The sequence below is a fragment of the Methanoregula sp. genome (assembly GCF_052325125.1).
GTDB lineage: Archaea > Halobacteriota > Methanomicrobia > Methanomicrobiales > Methanospirillaceae > Methanoregula.
Map to the genome: position 1 here is coordinate 51,731 of NZ_JBKQWO010000052.1, position 18,995 is coordinate 70,725.

An 18,995-nucleotide genomic window follows, 5' to 3' on the forward strand; every position below is an offset into this window, starting at 1 on the left:
GCCTCTTTTCCACACGAACCCAAACGGGGCCTTTTACGGGCTTTTCCGGGAAGGGGCCGGATCGAAAGCGGGGAATCCGGGCCCGATTTGGGCGTATTATCCGGCACGGGACCCTACCTTCCGGGTCCCCGGTTGACAGGGTGGGTTGTGCGACCCTGAATCCGGCTTACCCTTTTCCGGGCCCGAATTGAGCCCGGATTGCCCTGTTTATCCGGCCGGGAGGTAATAATTCCCCAAAAAGAGGTAATAATTCGCGGCCCGGAGGGCATTTTTCCGTCGTAAAAGGCAAGGTCATAATTAGCAACGTTTGGAGGGCCGATCTTTTTCCGGATGGGCAAAGATACGTAGAAATGAAAAGAAGGGCCATTTTGGGGGTGCCCTGATCGCCCGGTGCTGTAGGAGAAACAATCCGGATTGTCCGGTAAAATTTCCCTGGCCGTTACCCGAGCCGGACCGGGCTTGCCGCTGTCGTCTCCGGTTCGACAACAACCGCAGTCCCATAGGCCAGTACTTCGGTCATGACCCCGCCGGTCTCGGACGAATCGAACGCAACGCCGATGACCGCGTTTGCTCCGAGCGCCTTCGCGTGCTCCTTAAGCCGGTCGAGCGCCTCTTCCCGCGACTGGTTGAGGAGCTGGGTATACTCGTGGATTTCGCCGCCGGCAAGCGAGCGCAGGCCCGCGGTGATGTTGCGGCCCAGGCCCCGGCTCCGGACAATCAGGCCCCACGTGAACCCCACAGTTTTTGTGATCTTATGGCCCGGCAGGTACGGCGTGCTGACAACAATGACATCTTCACTCAATTGGTTTCACCGTTACGGTATAGGGCGGGACATGTCAAAAGGCCATCCATGTGCCAAAAAAAAGCTCCGGAGAAAACATTTTTTCGACTCTGTTGAAATCCTGCACTGGCTATGTAAATACTAGTTCGGAGGAGCAAAATTTCCTTTTGAATTCGAAGGAGTTTCACGAGAATACTCTGGCAATATGAGCATACCCCCCCTACGGGGTCGCTCGGGCTTCTTGCCGGGCCCTCTGCTCGGGCAAGAAATCGGAAAACATGTGTGCCGGAAGGGGGTCAAGGGGTGCTCCCCTTGGGCTGCCTCCCCCTCTAGGGGAGAGAGGGGGTCACCCTCATAACTACCACAGAGGATTCCCAAACAATTTATTGATCGAGGATTTCAACAGAACAATTTTTTTCAAATTTCCTCGCCCCCACACGCCAGCCCTGCCCCCAAAGGGGGCGGGGGCGTATGCGATGCATCTGTATTACCGGGATGGGAACATGCGAGCGAATCTGTAAACAGGTAATACGGCATCAAGAGCAAACAGGGGATGCCACAAGCGTGCGGGGGCGGCAGTCCCCAAGAGCGTTTATAATCTATTTTGGAATTTCAGCAGACCAAAAAAAAATCAGAGTGGTATCCCGGCTTTTTTCACACCGAGACTTTCCTAAAGAGCCAGGCTCCAACCACAGTCATCGCGACTGCAAACCCGGCAATCACCGCGAGGCTGATGAGCGGGTTGATCTGCGAGGCCCCGGTCAGGCCGTACCGGATCCCTTCCACGCCATACGTGAGCGGGTCGATGAGGGTGATCGGCTCAAGCCATGCCGGCAGGGAGCTGATGGGAAAGAGCGCTCCCGAGAGCCCGAAAAGCGGGAAGACGACAAAGTTCATGATCAGCTGGAAACCGGTCATATCCTCCATCCTTGAAGCAATCGCAATCCCGAACGCGGTAAACGAAATCCCGACAAGGATCATGAACCCGAGGGCGACAAAGAAACCTGCGGGGTTTTCGATCCGCAGGCCCAGCAGCACGGCAAGCACCATGAGGATGATCCCCTGGATCACCGCCGTGGTTGCGCCCCCGACGGTCTGGCCGAACATGATTTCAAGCCTTGAAACCGGTGCCACGAGCGTCTCTTTCAAAAACCCGAACTGCTTGTCCCAGATGATCTGGATCCCTGAGAAGACCGAGGTGAAGAGTACGCTCATCGCGACCATGCCGGGCACGAGAAACATCACGTACTGCTGCCCGAGCGACGTGGCGCTGACCACTGAATTGAGGCCGAAGCCGAGAAAGACGAGGAGGAAGAGCGGCATCGCGATGCTGCCCACGATCCTGCTTTTCGACCGGACGTACCGCTTCATGCTCCGCAGCCAGATGGTGTAAACGATATCCATGATTAGTGCCTCATCATCCTGAAGTGCATCCGCATCGCATCCTTGCCGCTGACATCCTCCTCGCGGATGGTCTTTCCCGTAAACGAGAGGAAAACATCTTCGAGCGTCGGCTTGTGGACCGAGATGGACGTGATGGGAATGTTCTTTTCGTTCATGAGCGTCACGATCATACTGAGGTGCTGCTCGGCATTCTCCAGCGTAAGGATCACTTCGCCGTCATGAGTCTCCTGCCGTTTTATCCACGGTACGGCGAGTGCCGTTGCAGTCTTCTCTGTTTCCGGCGACCGGATGGTCACCACGTCGCCGCCGATCGAATCCTTGAGCCGTGCCGGCGTGTCAAGGGCAATGATCTTCCCGTGATCGATGATCGCGATACGGCTGCAGAGCCGGTCTGCCTCCTCCATGTAGTGCGTGGTAAGAATGATCGTGATGTTCTTCTCCTTTGCGAGCGTTTCGATATATTTCCAGAGGAGGTTGCGTGTCTGCGGGTCAAGGCCGAGCGTGGGTTCGTCCAGGAACAGGACGGACGGGTGGTGCAGGAGCCCCCGGGCGATCTCGAGACGCCGCCGCATCCCGCCGGAAAACGTCTTGACGATATCGTTCCTCCGGTCGTAGAGCTCCACGAGTTTTAAGAGTTCTTCGGTCCGCTGCTCGCGGACATCTTTTGGGATCCGGTAGAGCCGGCCGTGGAAGTCCATGTTCTCCCATGCCGTGAGTTCCTCGTCGAGGCTCTGGTCCTGGAAGACGATCCCGATGGCTTTTCTTACACCGTCCTGGTCTTTGGTGATATCGATACCCATGACCGTGGCGGAGCCGGCGGTGGGTTCGAGCATGGTCGCAAGCATGGAGAGCGTCGTGGTTTTCCCGGCCCCGTTCGGGCCCAGAAGACCGAAGATCTCGCCCTGCTCGATATCGAAACTGATGCGGTCCACGGCCACGAGATCGCCGAAGCGCCGGGTCAGGTCCGCTGCATGGATGGCGGCAGTCATGTCAGGTCACCTTTTTGAGATCATCGCGGCAGCGCCGGAGTATCTTTAATGATTCCTGCTCTTTTTCCTCGGGCATTTCATTCAGGAGCGTCCGTATTTCAAAAAGCACACCCATCTCCGGGCTGTGGCAGTCGCCGAAGATGGCGGTGATGAGATGCCGGTACTGATCCATTTTCCTGTGGTGCTCTTTACTGAGGGCCCGGATCCTTTTAAGCGTGTCCCGCCCGGTGCGGGTGAGCATAAAACCGGTCCGGGCACGGGTACCCCCTTTTTCCGGTGCAGGTGCAATGAGCCCCTCGGTTTCAAGCTGGCGAAGCAGGGGATAGAGCGTACCCTTGCTGGGGACCCAGGCGCCATCGGTGAGTTTTTCGATCTCCCGGAGAATATCGTACCCGGATTTTTCGCTCTTGTCAAGCGAGTGGAGCACGTAGAGTGCAAGCAGGCTGCGTGTCCTCCCGCTCTTTGATGCAAACTGTAGGAGGCTGGTCATGGATAGTTCGGTTCCGATATAGTTCGATTTCGAACTATCAGCGTTGGGCAGGGCCAGATATAAATATTCCTGAAGTGACAAGGGGGGAATATCGTGCCGGTACCTTATGAACCGGGACAGGCAAATGATAAAGCAGCATTACCCGCAGGCACGAAAAGGAATCTTTCATGAACCAGATCTACTGCTTCGGCCACCGCCAGCCTGATACCGACAGCATCGCGAGCGTGATCGGGTACGCGGATTTCAAAAACCGTTCCGAGCCGGGCCGGTATGTCCCCGCCCGCTGCGGGGAGATCAACAGCGAATCCCGGTTCATGCTCGACCGGTACGGCGTCGCACTCCCGGTTTTTGTTCCTACCGTGGAGCCGACCCTTGCCGATATAACCTACAAGCCGGTGTTTGCCCTTTCCGAAGACGTCCCCACGGTGGATGTTGCCGCCCTCATGGCAAAAGAAGGGATAAGAAACGTTGTCATCACGGATGCCGGTGGAAAACCGGCGGGGATGATCGGGGAACACGCGCTTGCCAGTGCCTGTATCGATACCCTCCACCTCGCTGCCCTTGCAGTAACCCCGGTCCCGATCGCGACGCTTGCCCGCATCCTGTCCGCAGAGATCCTCGTCTCTGCACACCCGGTCCTCGAAGGCCGGGTCTATATCGCGATCGATGCGCTGCACGTGACACTCGCAAAGATGACCGAGAAGGATATCGCCGTCGTGGGTGACAACGAGCCTGCCCAGCTTGCGCTCGTCTCGGCAGGGATCGCCGCCCTGATCATAGCGGAAGGGGCCCCGGCGGGGAACCGGGTCATCGCCGCTGCAGGGCAGCACCGGGTCTCGGTGCTATCCACGAAACTGGACGCGTTCGGGGTTGGAAAGAGGATCAACCTCTCGCTGCCTGCCCGGGAGGTGATGGAAACCAATGTCCCGGTCCTTGCGTGCACCGAGACGATTGCCCGTGCCCGGCAGGTGGTGTCGGGATCGGCGTTCAGGGCCGCGTGCGTCGTCTCGACCGGCGGAAAACTCCAGGGTATCCTGACAAGGACGACCCTGCTTGACGATGTGCGCCGCCAGGTCGTCCTGCTCGATCACAACGAAGCCTCCCAGGCGGTCCCCGGGATCGAGGAAGCCGACGTGGTCGAGATCATCGACCACCACCGGCTCGGGGCTATCACGACGCTGCGGCCGATCCGGTTCTTCAACGATCCGGTGGGGGCCACCTGCACCATCATCGCGATGAAATTCATGGAGGCCGGCCTCACCCCCTCGCGGGAGATCGCAGGTGTCCTCCTCTGCGGCATCCTGTCCGATACCCTCTCGCTGAGGATGTCCACGACCACCCACCAGGATAAGAAAGCGGTAAAGTGGCTCGCGTCCCTTGCCGGTGAGGACCCGGAAAAACTGGGTGTTGCGCTGCTCGAGGCGGGCATGGACCTCTCCGGCGTGCCGCTCGATACTCTCCTTGCCCGCGACACCAAGATCTTCACACTCTCGGAAAAGAGCGTGCAGATCGCGCAGGTGATGGTGCCGGCATTTGCGTGGAACCGGTCCCGTGACGAGGCGATCGCCGCCGCGCTGGAAAAGGCGAGAGCCGGGGCAGGGGCTGCCATCTCGTTTGCGCTTTTCACCAATGTCCTCGAAAACGCAAGCGATCTCTACGGGGCCGGTGACGCCGCTCTCCTCTCAGCGCTTTTCGATGAAACACTTCCGGCCCGGCTCCCCGGCGTGATGTCACGGAAAAAGGACTTCCTGCCGTGGCTGGGGGAAAAACTGAAACGTGCGGGACGGGTGTAACCTCTTCTCCTTCATGCCGGGCGCCGACGAGAGCACCCGGGCGCATGCGCCAGACCTGCCGTTTTTATCTGCCAGTCGCACAAAATGTGTAAAATATAAAAGGTGTCTTCTATACCCGTCTTCCCTGCCCTTCCCGATTACGGGAGCGTAACTTTCCAGCGCATTATCGTCGCTACGGTGTCGCTTGCCTCCCTGATCGGCGCTCTCGACATGAGCATAGTCAATATCACCGTTCCCACGATTGTAAAGTCATGGCAGATCCCGATCGGTGTCGGGTCGCTGGTGATCATCTCCTACATGCTCACGATCACCGGCCTGATCCTCTTTATGGGAAAACTGGGTGACCGGTTCGGCTTCCGCCTGCTCTTTATTCTCGGCCTTGTCCTCTTTGGGCTGGGCTCGTTTTTGTGCGGAATTGCCATGAATATCACCAGCCTGATCGCATTCCGGGTGCTGCAGGGTGCAGGGGCGGCGATGTTCTCTGCCATCGGCCCGGCCGTGATCACGAAATACCTTCCGCCCTCGGTGCGGGGCAAATCGCTCGGTTTCCTTATCGCCATGTCTGCGGCCGGTTACGCGCTTGGTCCCGGTATCGGCGGGTTTGTCTCGCAGTACGCCGGCTGGCGCTGGGTCTTTTTCCTCAACCTCCCGATCGTGCTTGTCGCACTTATCATGAGCTGGTACTGCCTGCCATCTCATGCCGGTACCACCGGACAAAAACCCCTGAACCTGAGCGGGCCGGCACTCTTTGTCGCTGCCCTGATCCTGCTTCTTTCTGCATTCACGTTCTACCAGGTCCCGGGTACCCCGGATGCGGTCCTCGTGCTGCTCTTCCTGGCCGGTGTCGTAATGGGCGGGATCTTTGTCCTGCGGGAGCGGCATAACCCTGATCCCCTTATCAATCCGGTACTTGCACGGAACCGGGATTTCGGGCTGGGTATCCTTGCCTGCCTTATCATCACCACGCTCTTTTCCGGGGTCACCTACCTGATGCCGCTGTACCTGATCAACTCCCGTCACCTCGACCAGTTCATCGCCGGCCTGATCATGACCGCCCCTGCCCTTCTTTCTATCCTGGTCGCGCCTGCATCCGGGAGCCTTGCCGACCGGCACGGGAGTATCCTTATCTCCATGATTGCGGTCGGGCTTGCGGCCGCGGGTTTCCTGATATTTTTTACCTTTAACCCCCTTACGCTGGTGGGAATTATTATCGCCGGGATGCTCGTCACCCGTGTTTCCACCGCCGCCTTCTTCGGCCCCAACGCCCGCCTGATCATGGGGCACTGCCCCCCGGGTTCGGTCGGCGACGGTTCCGGGATTATGATGACGGTCAGGCACGTGGGCATGGTCGCCGGCATCGCGTTTTTCCAGAGCGTCTTTGCCATCCGCATGTACATGGCCGGGATTCCCCGGGACGGCACGCCGCTTGTCGCGAAGCTGACGCCGGCGCTCTCTGTTCTCGGGTACCAGGCGGTTTACCTTGTCTCGTTTATCCTCTGCATCATCGTTATCATCATCATCCGCGTAACCCGGGAAGTGCCGGATACCAGTTACAGCCCGGAGCCGGAACTCCTTCCTCCCGAAGCCCTGATTTAGGAATTGTTCCGGGCGACTGCCAGTCTTTTCCCCTGTTTCCAGCGTCACCACAGTGCATAAATAGCGGCCGGTGCCCTATGTTTCCATGGTGACAGTATGCCTGAACTGGACATGAACAAAAAAACGACCGCTCTCGTGGTCATCGATCTCCAGAAGGGAATCGCGGCTCAGCCCACGCAGCCGCACCCGTCGTCTGTTGTGATAAAAAATGCAGCCCGGCTCGTGACGGCGTTCCGGAAGAATACGATGCCGGTCTTTCTCGTGCATGTCGTATCGACCCCGGAAACGATGATCAGGGTAAAAAGCGACGCCTCGTTCTCACGCACCGGGCCCATGCCCCCCGACTGGTCCGAGTTTATTTCGGAGATTGCACCGGTCCCGACCGATGTTGTGATAGGAAAGAAGCAGTGGGGGGCATTCTATGGTACCGACCTTGAACTCCAGCTCCGAAGACGGGGGATGGACACGATCGTCCTGTGCGGGATCGCAACAGATTTCGGCGTTGAGAGCACGGCACGGTTCGCCTACGAGTACGGTTTTCAGCAGGTCTTTGCTGAGGACGCGATGGCCTCGATGTCGGCGGAGCAGCACCATGCGGCAATAAACTTCATCTTCAAACGGATGGGCAGGGTCCGGACAACCGACGAGATCCTTGCCGCCATTGGATAAGGAACAACGCGCCACATTCCCCGTTACCTGCTGCGGCGTGCCCATTCTCCCGTTACTGCCGGGAAATAACCTCTTTTTCCCTGTTGAAGTAGGCAATCTGTTCGAGATATACCAGGAAGAGGTACCCGGCAAGGATACCGATCACGATGCCGGCGATGTGCAGGGAGATGCTCACAGTCCTCGTCGAGTTTGCCAGCCGCTCAGGAAAGAGATTCCAGACAAAATAGCCAAAGATGGCCACGATGGCGATCGTCATGAGCCGGGATGACCAGGAGAATCCCACAAGGACCCGGTACAGTTCGATGAACTGCTGCCGGTACAGGATAATGGAAAGGATGAGGGTTGCGATAACAATTGCAAGGAGTGCGGGGAAGAGAGCGTTGTGTCCGGCATGGTACAGGAGGATGTACCGCGCGATGATCCCGGCGGAGAGGGCAAGGATGCAGGAGAGCACAAGGCCGTAATAGTGGCGCATCCTCTGATGAGAGGTGTGCTCAAGATAGAGCAGCCAGAAGAGGAGGAGGAGCCCCGCGAGAGCTGAGTCGATTCCCGAGAGGCCGACATAATAGGTCGTGGTCGCGTTGAAGACTGCAAAGCACGCCCCAAATACAAGGAAAATCACAACGATGATTTTGCTGATCACCAGGTACAGCCGTTTCCGGTTCACGAGCGTGGCGAGCGCGAGGCCGTATACAGCAATAAGCAGGTAGGCAGTCACGTTTCCCAGGTATTGGCCGAAGTTGAGATGAACAAATGATGACGTGAAGAGCTGGTAGATGTGAAAGTTCTGCATATCGACCTGGAGACTGGCACGGAGGCCAGGATTTTCCATGACCATGTACTCTATGAGGGTCGAGATGGCAGGGATGATGAGCACGATCGCGAGATACAGGGAAAAAAGCCGGATGTTGATGGTCGATCTGAAGTCCTTATATTTTTTAAAAATGCTCATGGTACGCGACCGGTCTTTTCCCTTGTATGGGTATACATCAGTTCCGGTGGGATAAAAAGTGGGGGTTTTTGCGGTGCTCTGCAAATATCCTGAAACTATAACCGGGTTCTCCCGGGGACCGGACGATCCGGTAACTCTTTTCCATGATCGTTCCTGCACGATGCGGGGAGACTACCATTTTTTGTAAATGAAAGATGGATCCGGGCAGCATTCCCTTTTTGAGAAGGACATTAAAAAAACGGGAGGGGGTCGTTTTATCTTCCGTAGGAGAACTAGGAAGAACACCGCTGCCGGTTTTTCCAGTACACGAGAATTTCAAAACCGGCGTATACGAGAAGGGTGACAACCCCCGCAAGGACAAGTGCCGGGATGAATGCTGACGAATAGGTGGCCGGTACCTCTGCGCCCGGCTGGAGGGAACCGGTGAGAGAGCTTACCGGTCCATAGGTGAGCACCACAAACGGCTGGAGCAGGATCACGCCAAATGCCACGATAAAGATCCCGCAGAGCGTTGCATATTTTAACAGGACCGCGCGAAGAGCCGGGCCCGATGTCATGTTCGGTGCGACAATAAAAACCTGGTTTTTGAGCCGGTAGACTTTCATCTTTTTGCCTTTGACACTGTACCGCGTATTCGCGATCTCGATAAGTCCGGCATTTTTGAGATTTTCCACATGGTATTTTGCAGCATTGGTGGACAGGCCCATACGCGATGCGATATCGGACAGCTTCATAGGCCCCTCGCTCGAAAGCAGCTGCATGAGCTCCCCGGCATTGTGGTGGGATATTGCCTTGACGATATTCTGTGCCTTTTCCTGGCCCGGTTCAAGGAATATAATCTCCTCTTCCACAGCGACCGGCCCCTGCATGGTATCTGTTCCAGACTCCCCGTCCATCATATCTCTTCCTTAAGCTTCCCGCAAATTGCTCGTGCGGTCCGGTACAGGTACAGGCAAACACACCTGCCCTGCGGATCACTCTTCCTATATCCCGGTGGTCGATTTCATGCTATAAACGCATGCATAACTGAAAAAATTCTTGCACTTATGCCAGGGGCAACCCATCCGTCTGGTTTTTGTCGCAAAACAAAATCCCTTCCCGATCAGGCTGCCGGCGACAGCTGGCAAACAACCATTGAGAGGGAAGAATGGAGCGATCCTGTTTTTACCGGAAGAGAGGTATGTTAGGGGAAGCGGCCGGCTTTTCCGGGGTTAAGGGCACAAAATGCCAGTCATTGAAACCTGGGGAAGTATCAATATTGATTCTGGCATTTTTTTCCGAGGGTAATCCGAACATGCATTGTCTGAATATGCCGGCCACCACCTGATTTTCGCTCCATTCAGACATTTCTTGTGCAGAGGTGTTTCTCTCAACGTGCCAGATCCTGGCACATGACTATAGTATCACGTGATTTTTATAGCACTCGTTAACGGAAATTTTTTTTTCACTGTTCCGTGGATCGCAACCGGCGATCCGCTTTCAGACGCGTGAATCGGCAAACCTGTCATGATCCTCTTCGTTTTCTCCATCTCTCACAGGTGGGGCTTGTTCCCGGCATCAAAATCAAAGGAATAAACATCCGGAACGCGTACGTGATCTGTGGAACCGGCATGCGCACGCCGTGCCTGTGCCTTCATGAATGCGAAATACAAAACGGGAAAATCTACCTGATAACCGGTGGCGATGCAATGAACCTGATCCTCTGTGCGGCGTATCTTCTTCCGTTTTTGTTTCTGGTGATCTTTATCGGGAGGATCGGCACCCGGTTCATCCTGTTTGTCGTATGGGGTTTTATCGCGGCAGTCCCGGTCTATTTTCTCGAACCGGTCCTGTTTCAGGCAGCCCAGACTGAGATCCCGGCTGTGCTTGCCTCCATTACCATCTCCCCCATTGTCGAGGAATTTTTCAAGGCCCTGCCCCTCCTGATACTAGCCCTCGCCGGGGCCCGGCAGCAGGACAGGGATATCTTCCTGTACGCCTTCGCATCGGGGATCGGGTTTGCCATTATCGAAACCGGCCTCATTTCCTCACCGGATCTCATCGTCATTCTTACCCACTCGTTCTCGACCGCCCTCATGCACGGGTGCACGTGCGGCATCATCGGGTACGGGATCGTTATTTCCAGGCATTTCGACCGGCGGGCATTTCCTTCACTCATCCTTGGATTTTTTACGCTCGCGGTCACGATCCATGCCCTCTACAACCTTCTCGGCAGCGCATTCTTCGGCCTCGCCGGGTTCTGCATCGATCTCGTCTTCCCGGTCATCCTCTTCTTTGGCCTGCTCATGTGCTATCACATTGACCTCCCGGCCCTGTTCCGCCACCGTGCGAGTGCGTGAATGCAGAAGGGCAGCAGGCACGCGGATGTCCCGACCCCGGGTTCTTTGTTTCAGGAGGGCTGTGCGGCTGTTCCCTGCTTTGCGATGTAATCGAGAAGGCCAAGAGAGATGAGGGCAATGGAGGCAATGATGAGCGGGCCGACAATACTGAAGAGATCATAGACCGAGAACGTTTTTTCAGCAACGGGCAGATTGATGGCCCATGACGGGTAGTAGAGGAAAAGCGTCTCGCGGAGACCGTACAGCATAGAGACCAGGCATCGTGCGCAGACACCGGCCCAGAGCAGGGGATACCGGAAAAACCCGTGACTGATTGTCACGGCAATGAGCTGCTCAACAACGATAAACTGAACGAGCAGCATCACGGTCCGGAGCGTGATGCCATATTTGTCGATCATTATCAGCGGGACGATTAAAAACAGCACAGGCAGGAACCATGTTAACATGCGAGAGACAGGTTCTTTTTTGCCCTCGATCTGGAACCCTGCGATAAAAAAGAGCATGAACCCGAAGAACGAGAGTTCGGCAACGCTGGTAAAAACGAACGGACGGCCGAGCGAAACCGTCAGCGGCAGAAGCGTGAAGAGATACCAGAAGACTGTCGCGAGCGCGTATTCCCCGAATGCAAACGCGGCAAGCAGCAGGATCACGCGGCCGGACCAGTGGCGGTACGCGTACAGGCAGACGCACATGCAGAAGAAAGCGGCCACCACTTCAAAGGAATTGCCGATGAGACGGTACAGTGGCAGCGGAATCACCACAATGAGTGCCGCAAATATTACACAAAGCACGATAATACCCCAGAGCAGGTGCCTTACCGGGCCAGGGATGCAAAGCGGGATGTTCGTCCTGCCGTTTTCGGGGTCATCGTGCATTGTTGTACCGGTGCTGTTTATGAAGTATATAGACTGCGGTCAGAAAAGAGCCGGAGCCATCGGGAGCCGGCGCGGCATGTCAGGGGCCATGCTGTTCTCCGGGGTTTGCCGGGATTGTATCGGGCGCCAGAAATTCCGGACTGGTTACCTGACGGTAGAGGTGAGAGGCGCCGGGCTGCGTACCGGTATTGCATACAGCATCGCCTTCCTGTCTGGCACTGTTATGCATACCGTAGAGGAAGTAGAACACGAGGCCGACAGCGAGCCAGAGAACGAACATGATATGAGCGTGGCTGTTGAGGTTGAAGATCAAAAAAGCGCAACTGCCGACGCAGAGCAGGGGAACGACCGGGACAAATGGACAGCGGAACGGCCGGGTGAGATCCGGCTGCTGGACCCTGATGAGGAGAATTCCGATCGCGACAATCGCAAAGGCCACCAGCGTGCCCATATTGACCAGTTCGGCAACGATCTCGAGGGGGAAAAATCCGGCGACGCATGCCGTGAGTACTCCGGTGATGAGGATAACTTTTACCGGGGTCCGGGTCTTTGTATGGACTTCCGAAAAGAATGCCGGTAACAGACCGTCCCGGGACATGGCAAAGAAGATCCGGCTCTGCCCGAACAACATGACCAGGATCACCGAGGTCATGCCGCACAGCGCACCGACAGAGACCACAGCGGCTCCCCACGATATGCCGATCCGCCCGAGAGCATAAGCGATCGGGGCGTTGATTGCGCCGGCCCCGGCGAGTTCAGAAAACGGCACGATGCCGGTCAGGATCACGCCAAGCACGATGTAGAGGACGATGCAGATGGCAAGGGACCCGAGAAGGCCGAGAGGCAGGCTCTTTTGGGGATCTTTTGTCTCCTCGGCGGCAGTAACCACAGCGTCAAACCCGGTAAATGCAAAAAATATGATGGCTGCGCCCGAGAACACCCCGAGCCATCCTTTTGGGGGCATGAAGGGCGTCCAGTTCGCCGGGTTGACGGAAAACAGGCCAAGCACGATAAAAAAGACAATCACCGCTAATTTAATCGCGACAATGGCCGCATTTGTCCGCGCACTTTTCCTGGTTCCCCGGATCAGGAGCAGGGACAGGCAAAGGACAATTCCAACAGCGGGGAGGTTGACGATTCCCCCGTCCGTTCCCGGCGGGCCAAGAAGGGCAGGAGGAAGGCTGATCCCGATGGACCGGAGGAGGGCGTTGAGATACCCGGACCAGCCGATTGCCACCGCAGAGACCGCAAGACCGTATTCGAGAATGAGATCCCAGCCGATGATCCATGCCCAGATCTCGCCGAACGTGATGTAGCAGTAGGTATAGGCGCTCCCTGCGAGCGGGATCATGGCGGAAAATTCAGCATAGCAGAGCGCAGCAAAGAGGCAGGCAATACCGGCGATGACAAACGAAAGCGGAAGTGCATTACCGGCGTGCAGTCCCGCGACAAGGCCGGACAAGACAAATATTCCCATACCGATGATGCCCCCGATGCCGAGCATGATGAGGTCAAACGGGCTTAAGGTGCGGGTAAGCGAACGGGTGCCGTTTGTATCGGACACCACCCGGCCGATCTGCTTTTTTTTGAACATGGCATGGTTGAAAAGTGTGCCCTTATTCATGTACGGCCCCTTTTTTTGCGATTTTTTCTCGTGCATGTCAGAAGAGAACGCCAGGCAGCTGTACTCTCCGTTCCGGCTTTTTATAAAGAAACTGATAAGTGAAAAAAAGATTTCACTTATAATTACCCGGATTTTAAAAATAAGGTTGTAATGGGTGCAATTATTATTTCACTCATCGCCGTGTTTATGCGGTACTCCCGCGGAAAAGATCATCCATGCAGGATTTTCGCGGGTGGCGGATGCCGGGACCTGGCGGCAGGAACTGTGCAGTATGATCGGCGGATACCAGGTTGACGTTTCCGTGGCAGTCAACCTGCTCATGAGTGCCGCCATCGTCGTTCTCAGTGTATGGGGCTATTATAAGATCAAAAAAAGTACGCCGCTGTATTTCGGGTTTGCCTATACCCTGTTTGCCATTTCACATTTTCTCCTCCTGACCGGCGGCAACAACCCTCCCGGTGCCGTATTCTTTGTTTTGCGGACCGGCGGGTACGCCCTCGTCGCAACGGGCCTCTTTGCACTCCTGAAAGATATCATTCTCCGGCAGGAGGTTGAGTGCGATCTGCGCGAGAGCAGAAAACGGCTGGCGGCGACCTTTGACCAGGCCGCAGTCGGGATCGCCGGGATACTCCCCGGCGGGCACATCGCACAGGTCAACCGGCGTTTCTGCGATATCCTGGGGTATACCGTTACCGATATTCTGAATGTTTTGCCTCATACCCTCATCGCTCCGGACGATCAGAGGGATACATTTGAGGCAATTAAAAGGATCATGAAGGGGGATCTCCCCGGTTATACCAGCGAGATACAGTGTATCAGAAAGGATGGCTCGTCCGTATGGTGTGAACTTTTTATTTCACCGGTACGGGGTACGGCGGATGCGCCATGCTACTGCATCCTTGTCCTTGAGGATATTTCCGCACGCAAAACTGCAGAGGCAGAACTTGCCCGGCTCACCGGGCGGCTGGAGGAACGTGTCCTCGAACGAACGGCAGAACTTGCACAGGCAAATGAGGCACTCATCGCTGAAGTCTGCCAGCGTACTATTGCGGAGGAACGTCTCAGGTTATCCCTCCACGAAAAAGAGATACTCATCAATGAAATCCACCACCGGGTGAAAAATAATCTCCAGATTATCGTAAGCCTCCTGTACCTCCAGTCCCAAAAGACAAGCGATTCCGCCTGTGGTGCGGCCCTCCTGGACAGCCAGACCCGGATCAAATCCATGGCACTCATTCACGAGAACCTGTACCAGTCCGGCGATCTTGCTTTGATCGATTTTGACCGGTACCTCCGCAACCTTGCCGGTAACCTCATGGTTGCCTATGGTGTCGACCGCTCCGGTATCCGTGCGACCATCCATGCGCAGGATCTCACCGTCAACGTGACGACTGCCGTTCCCCTTGGCCTGATTGCCAATGAACTGATCTCCAACGCTCTCAAGTATGGGTTTACCGGAAGAGACGGCGGGGAGATCACGCTCACCGGACAGAAGGAAAAATCATGGATAACACTCGTCGTAAAGGATAACGGAAGGGGGATCCCGGAAGAGTTCGACTGGGAGCACGCAGATTCCCTTGGGTTTAACCTTGTCCTGATGCTGGTGCGGCAGTTAAAAGGGACAATCGCACTTGGCCGCACAAACGGGACGCAATTTGTCATTACCATTCCTTATGCAGGGTGAATACATGAACGAAAAACAACCGTCGATACTAATTGTCGAGGATGAACTGATCGTTGCCGAGAACCTGCGGCTTGTGCTCGCCGGTATGGGATACGATGTACCTGAACCCGCGGCGGGCAGCGGGGAGGCACTGGAACAGGCCGCCCGGATCCACCCGGATCTGATCCTGATGGACATCGTGCTTGAAGGCTCGCCGATGGATGGGATAGAGACCGCAAAAAAGATCGGCCAGTTCATGGATGTACCGGTGATCTTTGTCACCGCGTACTCCGACAAAAAGACCCTCGCGCGGGTGAAGGGAACGGAACCCTACGCCTATATCCTCAAACCGTTCAACGAGCGGGAGCTCGCGTTTGCCATAGAGCTGGCCCTCCACCGCTACCGCCATGATCGGGAGATAAAAAATCGCGACACTCTTCTTCTGGCTATCAGCTTTGCCATCGAGTGGTTCCTGCGCAGGCAGGCGACGATCCCTGTCCATGATCCCCGGTACGAGAAGAACCTCACGGCCGGGATCATGGAGATCCTCGAACATATCGGTTTTGCCGTACATGCCGCGAGCGTCTGCATATTCCGCATGAACCCGGGGCATGAAGGGCGGGACGGTGCGGTCGTGCAGTACCTGTGGGTCGATCCCGGTACAGCAGGCGGCAGGAAAGTCTCGATAACGAACGCGGAGTCCATCACCTTTACGACACTCCTGTGGGGTTCGCTTCTCGGGAGCGGCAATGCGATTGCCGGCGATGTGCAAAAGTTACCTGAGGGCGAGCGCAGGTTCTTTGAGGATCGGGGAATTACTTCGATTGCCGTGCTCCCGCTCTTTAAAAACGACACCCTCTGGGGATTTGTAGGTTTTTCCGATACAAAACACCGGGACTGGGAGGACAGCGAAATGGAGGCGCTCCAGATCGCCGGGAACCTGATCGGTGCGGTTCTTGAATAAGATGCGGGATTTCCTGAAAAACGGGACATACCGGCCAGGATATCTTCTTCCACGGCTTTCCGGGGGTCACATATTATTGGCCGGGACCCCGGTTCACCCCAGTAATTTCTTTTGTACCAAGGCCAAAAGGGGGGTCACCCCAAAATGGGTATGACCCCCCTGTTTTTGAGTGTCAGATCCGATCAAATCCGCGCCATGCAGATCCGGTTTTCCGGCCGGTTCCTGAAGATTACGTGGGAAATTTTACGAGATAAAACCGAACCCGATGCTACCAAGCTACAGCTCACCGGGATCGCGAAGATTTCATGGGCCGTGCACGCACAAAAAGGGTTACGACCCCCCCATGCTCCTCCGGAATTCCGGGCGGTTTTTCTGTGGCATTTTATGACGCAAAAATGAGATCTTTTGAAGCTCAAAATGTAGCTTGTTGCAGATGGGGGGTCATGCATGATCCGGGTGCGACCCCCCACTGGTTGGGGTGCCCAGGCCGGCGGTATGATGGCAGCGTGCAGGGTGGCTATACCGGATCCTCGCTTCTGGCGGACAGGAGGGATCTTTTATTTTTCGCGCAGAACCTCCACAAAATATTTTTTTTATTGTTTTTCTTTCGTTGAGATAACCGCAGGAAAATTTTCACTCAACACAAGCCCTTTCCTGTTCTGGCCGCAACCCGTTGGGATGGACAGGGTAACTGCGCTCCCGTCAGCGTCCCGCGCAAAATTCCGCGATATCCCGGTCGATCTCCTCCGTGGAATTGCGATCACACTTATGATCGGGGCAAACACCGTCCCGTACCTCCTCCTTCCACCGGTACCGTTCGCGATCCGGGTACTCTCCTCTCTCGCCGCCCCGCTCTTTATCCTGCTCTCGGGCATGATGGTCACGCTCTCGCGGAGCAGAAAACAGTACGGCCTCGGGTATTTCCTGATCCGGGGCGCCCTTGTCATCATGATCGCCGCAGGTCTCGAAGCGGTCGCATGGGGGATCTTCCCTTTCATCGATATGGATGTCCTGTTCCTGATCGGGATATCGCTCCCGCTCGCGTACCTTTTCCTCACGCTTGACCGGGAGGCCCGCTGGGGAATTATCCTCGCCCTCTTCTGCGCCACGCCGGTGCTCCAGCTCGTGTTCGGGTACCCGGCACTTCCGTTGCAGCTCCCCCTTGCGGATGCTGCATCCGGTCAAGCGGGTTTTTTCCTGCCAACGCTTGCCGGGCATTGGTTCATCGGCGGCTGGTTCCCGGTCTTTCCCTGGCTTGGTATCGCATTTCTGGGAGCCGAGCTCGGCACTATCCGCTGGACCGGAGATACGATCACATCTTTTGCGACAAGACAATTTGCCGCCGTGGCGCTGGGAATGCTGGGAACAGGGATTGCACTCTGGGCACTTTTTCCCGGCCCGCAGATAATCCGGTTCGGGTACGTCGAACTCTTCTACCCCCCGGTCCCGGGGTTCTGCCTTGCGGCCTGTGGCATGATTCTGTGCATGTTCGTGATCGCCGATCTGCTGCCACCGGCCTGCATCCCGGACCCTCTCCGGGCGATGGGCGAATGCTCGCTTTCGATCTACATCCTCCATTCGGTCATCATCGCGTGGATCATCGGGCCTGCGGATATCCTGCTCCCCCTCCCGCAGTTTCTCCTGTGCATATCTGTCTTTGCCGGGGGAATGTGCGCATTTGCATACCTCATGCGGCATATCAGGCCGGCTGCGGCGGGCCGGTCGTTTGTTGTCCGGCTCTTTCTTGGAGGATGAGCGGCAGCGTGAGGGAACGGTTGGATATGCCACAGGCGGGCAGGCCTCACCCCGGACACGATGCCGCCCATGGTCCGGTCACTTTTTCCCAAAGCCGGTTTTCTTCCTTATTAAAATTAAAAATCCTGAGGAACCGGCGATCGGAAATATGGCGTCCTTATACGAGGATCGAAAGGAAGAGGAGGAAGTACAGCGAGATCGAAAGAACCGGGACGATGCGGATCGACCAGCGGTTGACCAGTTCAACACGGCGGGTATCCTTATCCTCGGTGAATTTCAGGATGAGGATCCCTGAAACCAGCACCATCACCAGCGTCGCGTAGGTGAGGATCATAAAATAATCAAGGAACGTCGCGTAGGCAACCAGAGGGATCGAATCCGCAATGCGCCAGTGGATGAGTACGGCTGCGAGGAACATCGATGCATTCAGTCCGAGCCGGGATGAGACTTTCATCAGGAGCGATGTCAGGGACACGATGATGATGAGGAAGATCGGCAGGAAAAATTTCAGGATGGTCGATGCGACATCCCTTTCGATCCCGTAACTGAAAACTGCCCGTGAATACGGCACCTCGCCGGCCACGTAGGTCTGGTTCGTTACCCGGGCATCCATCCCGGTCAATGTCCATCCCGGCAGATCCGCTTCCGAATTAAGGCCGGTGTTGGTATAGTCAATGATAAAAACCATATCCTTCTCGGTAAGGACTTTTGGTTCGATGATGATCGGAAGCGTGTGATTGTCGAAGGGGTAGCGGCGGAGGTCAGGATTTGCGGTCATCACGGCATAGATCCGGTAATTCTTTTCCTGGGGGGTATCCGTGATCGTCTCCACGGAAGACACCTGCCCGTTCATGAACTCGAAATCGTCCAGTGAGACATTGGCATTGGAGGTAAGATCGAGGTAAAAATTGGTTTCATACGTTCCTTCTTCAATGCTGAACTGGTTAAAATCCACCACATACACGCCGATGTGCACAACCGCCGGGACGGTTGCGTCGGGCTGGGCAGATGCGTTCACACCGTTCCCGGCATACGCAGGGACCGCGAGGAGAACGATGGCAAGTACGATAAAGAGAAGGCCCCGGAGCACTCTGTCGTCCG

16 protein-coding genes are annotated in these 18,995 nt (G+C 56.1%); 7 read left to right on the forward strand and 9 right to left on the reverse strand.

All coding sequences use genetic code 11. From position 1 onward, the window contains the following. Positions 1–439: 439 nt before the first annotated feature. The 4 genes from ACLQMU_RS12040 to ACLQMU_RS12055 form a co-directional block, all read right to left on the reverse strand. Positions 440–802, reverse strand: coding sequence for a heavy metal-binding domain-containing protein (locus tag ACLQMU_RS12040; protein ID WP_424040190.1), 363 nt, complete (start codon positions 800–802; stop codon positions 440–442). Positions 803–1,435: 633 nt separating this feature from the next. Further along, the gene (locus ACLQMU_RS12045; protein WP_424040192.1) at positions 1,436–2,185 is read right to left on the reverse strand and encodes an ABC transporter permease; all 750 of its coding nucleotides are present in this window, start codon (positions 2,183–2,185) and stop codon (positions 1,436–1,438) included. Between the two features lie 2 nt (positions 2,186–2,187). Beyond that, positions 2,188–3,174, reverse strand: a complete 987-nt coding sequence (locus tag ACLQMU_RS12050) for an ATP-binding cassette domain-containing protein (protein WP_424040194.1) — start codon at positions 3,172–3,174, stop codon at positions 2,188–2,190. A 1-nt stretch (position 3,175) separates the two neighbouring features. Then, the gene (locus ACLQMU_RS12055) at positions 3,176–3,664 is read right to left on the reverse strand and encodes a PadR family transcriptional regulator (RefSeq protein WP_424040196.1); all 489 of its coding nucleotides are present in this window, start codon (positions 3,662–3,664) and stop codon (positions 3,176–3,178) included. Between the two features lie 167 nt (positions 3,665–3,831). Here ACLQMU_RS12055 and ACLQMU_RS12060 point away from each other — a divergent pair, with 167 nt between their 5' ends. The 3 genes from ACLQMU_RS12060 (at position 3,832) to ACLQMU_RS12070 (ending at position 7,722) form a co-directional block, all read left to right on the forward strand. Then, positions 3,832–5,457 (forward strand): putative manganese-dependent inorganic diphosphatase, encoded by a 1,626-nt coding sequence (locus ACLQMU_RS12060; protein ID WP_424040197.1) that lies wholly within the window; start codon positions 3,832–3,834, stop codon positions 5,455–5,457. A gap of 102 nt (positions 5,458–5,559) precedes the next feature. Beyond that, complete coding sequence (locus ACLQMU_RS12065; RefSeq protein ID WP_424040199.1) at positions 5,560–7,053, forward strand: MFS transporter; 1,494 nt, start codon at positions 5,560–5,562, stop codon at positions 7,051–7,053. A 96-nt stretch (positions 7,054–7,149) separates the two neighbouring features. Then, entirely contained in the window at positions 7,150–7,722 is a 573-nt protein-coding gene (locus tag ACLQMU_RS12070) for a hydrolase (RefSeq protein ID WP_424040201.1), read from the forward strand. A gap of 52 nt (positions 7,723–7,774) precedes the next feature. Here ACLQMU_RS12070 and ACLQMU_RS12075 read toward each other — a convergent pair whose 3' ends face one another. Together ACLQMU_RS12075 and ACLQMU_RS12080 are read right to left on the reverse strand one after the other, a co-directional pair. Continuing rightward, positions 7,775–8,674, reverse strand: a complete 900-nt coding sequence (locus ACLQMU_RS12075) for a hypothetical protein (RefSeq protein WP_424040202.1) — start codon at positions 8,672–8,674, stop codon at positions 7,775–7,777. Between the two features lie 272 nt (positions 8,675–8,946). Next, on the reverse strand, positions 8,947–9,573 hold the full coding sequence (locus ACLQMU_RS12080; RefSeq protein ID WP_422150304.1) for an ArsR/SmtB family transcription factor: 627 nt from the start codon (positions 9,571–9,573) through the stop codon (positions 8,947–8,949). A 639-nt stretch (positions 9,574–10,212) separates the two neighbouring features. Here ACLQMU_RS12080 and ACLQMU_RS12085 point away from each other — a divergent pair. Further along, positions 10,213–11,013 carry a PrsW family glutamic-type intramembrane protease gene (locus ACLQMU_RS12085; RefSeq protein WP_443673724.1) on the forward strand — a complete coding sequence of 267 codons (801 nt, stop codon included), beginning with the start codon at positions 10,213–10,215 and terminating at the stop codon, positions 11,011–11,013. 50 nt (positions 11,014–11,063) lie between these two features. Here ACLQMU_RS12085 and ACLQMU_RS12090 read toward each other — a convergent pair whose 3' ends face one another. After that, complete coding sequence (locus tag ACLQMU_RS12090) at positions 11,064–11,888, reverse strand: hypothetical protein (protein WP_424040206.1); 825 nt, start codon at positions 11,886–11,888, stop codon at positions 11,064–11,066. 79 nt (positions 11,889–11,967) lie between these two features. Beyond that, positions 11,968–13,512 (reverse strand): amino acid permease, encoded by a 1,545-nt coding sequence (locus ACLQMU_RS12095; protein ID WP_424040208.1) that lies wholly within the window; start codon positions 13,510–13,512, stop codon positions 11,968–11,970. Positions 13,513–13,783: 271 nt separating this feature from the next. On the opposite strand from ACLQMU_RS12095, the gene ACLQMU_RS12100 reads away from it, so the two are divergent. The 3 genes from ACLQMU_RS12100 to ACLQMU_RS12110 all read left to right on the forward strand — a co-directional run bounded on the left by ACLQMU_RS12100 (position 13,784) and on the right by ACLQMU_RS12110 (position 17,894). Beyond that, positions 13,784–15,196, forward strand: a complete 1,413-nt coding sequence (locus ACLQMU_RS12100; protein WP_443673725.1) for a PAS domain-containing sensor histidine kinase — start codon at positions 13,784–13,786, stop codon at positions 15,194–15,196. Between the two features lie 4 nt (positions 15,197–15,200). Then, complete coding sequence (locus ACLQMU_RS12105) at positions 15,201–16,139, forward strand: response regulator (protein ID WP_443673726.1); 939 nt, start codon at positions 15,201–15,203, stop codon at positions 16,137–16,139. A gap of 678 nt (positions 16,140–16,817) precedes the next feature. Next, positions 16,818–17,894 (forward strand): heparan-alpha-glucosaminide N-acetyltransferase domain-containing protein, encoded by a 1,077-nt coding sequence (locus ACLQMU_RS12110; RefSeq protein WP_424039158.1) that lies wholly within the window; start codon positions 16,818–16,820, stop codon positions 17,892–17,894. Between the two features lie 157 nt (positions 17,895–18,051). Here ACLQMU_RS12110 and ACLQMU_RS12115 read toward each other — a convergent pair whose 3' ends face one another. Then, entirely contained in the window at positions 18,052–18,984 is a 933-nt protein-coding gene (locus ACLQMU_RS12115) for a hypothetical protein (RefSeq protein ID WP_443673727.1), read from the reverse strand. Positions 18,985–18,995: the final 11 nt, after the last annotated feature.

What these genes read in the sequence shown, in the direction of transcription:
- ACLQMU_RS12045 (WP_424040192.1), bottom strand. Translation starts at nt 2,185, where the DNA reads ATGGATATCGTTTACACCATCTGGCTGCGGAGCATGAAGCGGTACGTC.
- ACLQMU_RS12050 (WP_424040194.1), bottom strand. Translation starts at nt 3,174, where the DNA reads ATGACTGCCGCCATCCATGCAGCGGACCTGACCCGGCGCTTCGGCGAT.
- ACLQMU_RS12055 (WP_424040196.1), bottom strand. Translation starts at nt 3,664, where the DNA reads ATGACCAGCCTCCTACAGTTTGCATCAAAGAGCGGGAGGACACGCAGC.
- ACLQMU_RS12060 (WP_424040197.1), top strand. Translation starts at nt 3,832, where the DNA reads ATGAACCAGATCTACTGCTTCGGCCACCGCCAGCCTGATACCGACAGC.
- ACLQMU_RS12070 (WP_424040201.1), top strand. Translation starts at nt 7,150, where the DNA reads ATGCCTGAACTGGACATGAACAAAAAAACGACCGCTCTCGTGGTCATC.
- ACLQMU_RS12075 (WP_424040202.1), bottom strand. Translation starts at nt 8,674, where the DNA reads ATGAGCATTTTTAAAAAATATAAGGACTTCAGATCGACCATCAACATC.
- ACLQMU_RS12080 (WP_422150304.1), bottom strand. Translation starts at nt 9,573, where the DNA reads ATGATGGACGGGGAGTCTGGAACAGATACCATGCAGGGGCCGGTCGCT.
- ACLQMU_RS12090 (WP_424040206.1), bottom strand. Translation starts at nt 11,888, where the DNA reads ATGCACGATGACCCCGAAAACGGCAGGACGAACATCCCGCTTTGCATC.
- ACLQMU_RS12095 (WP_424040208.1), bottom strand. Translation starts at nt 13,512, where the DNA reads ATGAATAAGGGCACACTTTTCAACCATGCCATGTTCAAAAAAAAGCAG.
- ACLQMU_RS12100 (WP_443673725.1), top strand. Translation starts at nt 13,784, where the DNA reads ATGATCGGCGGATACCAGGTTGACGTTTCCGTGGCAGTCAACCTGCTC.
- ACLQMU_RS12105 (WP_443673726.1), top strand. Translation starts at nt 15,201, where the DNA reads ATGAACGAAAAACAACCGTCGATACTAATTGTCGAGGATGAACTGATC.
- ACLQMU_RS12110 (WP_424039158.1), top strand. Translation starts at nt 16,818, where the DNA reads ATGGACAGGGTAACTGCGCTCCCGTCAGCGTCCCGCGCAAAATTCCGC.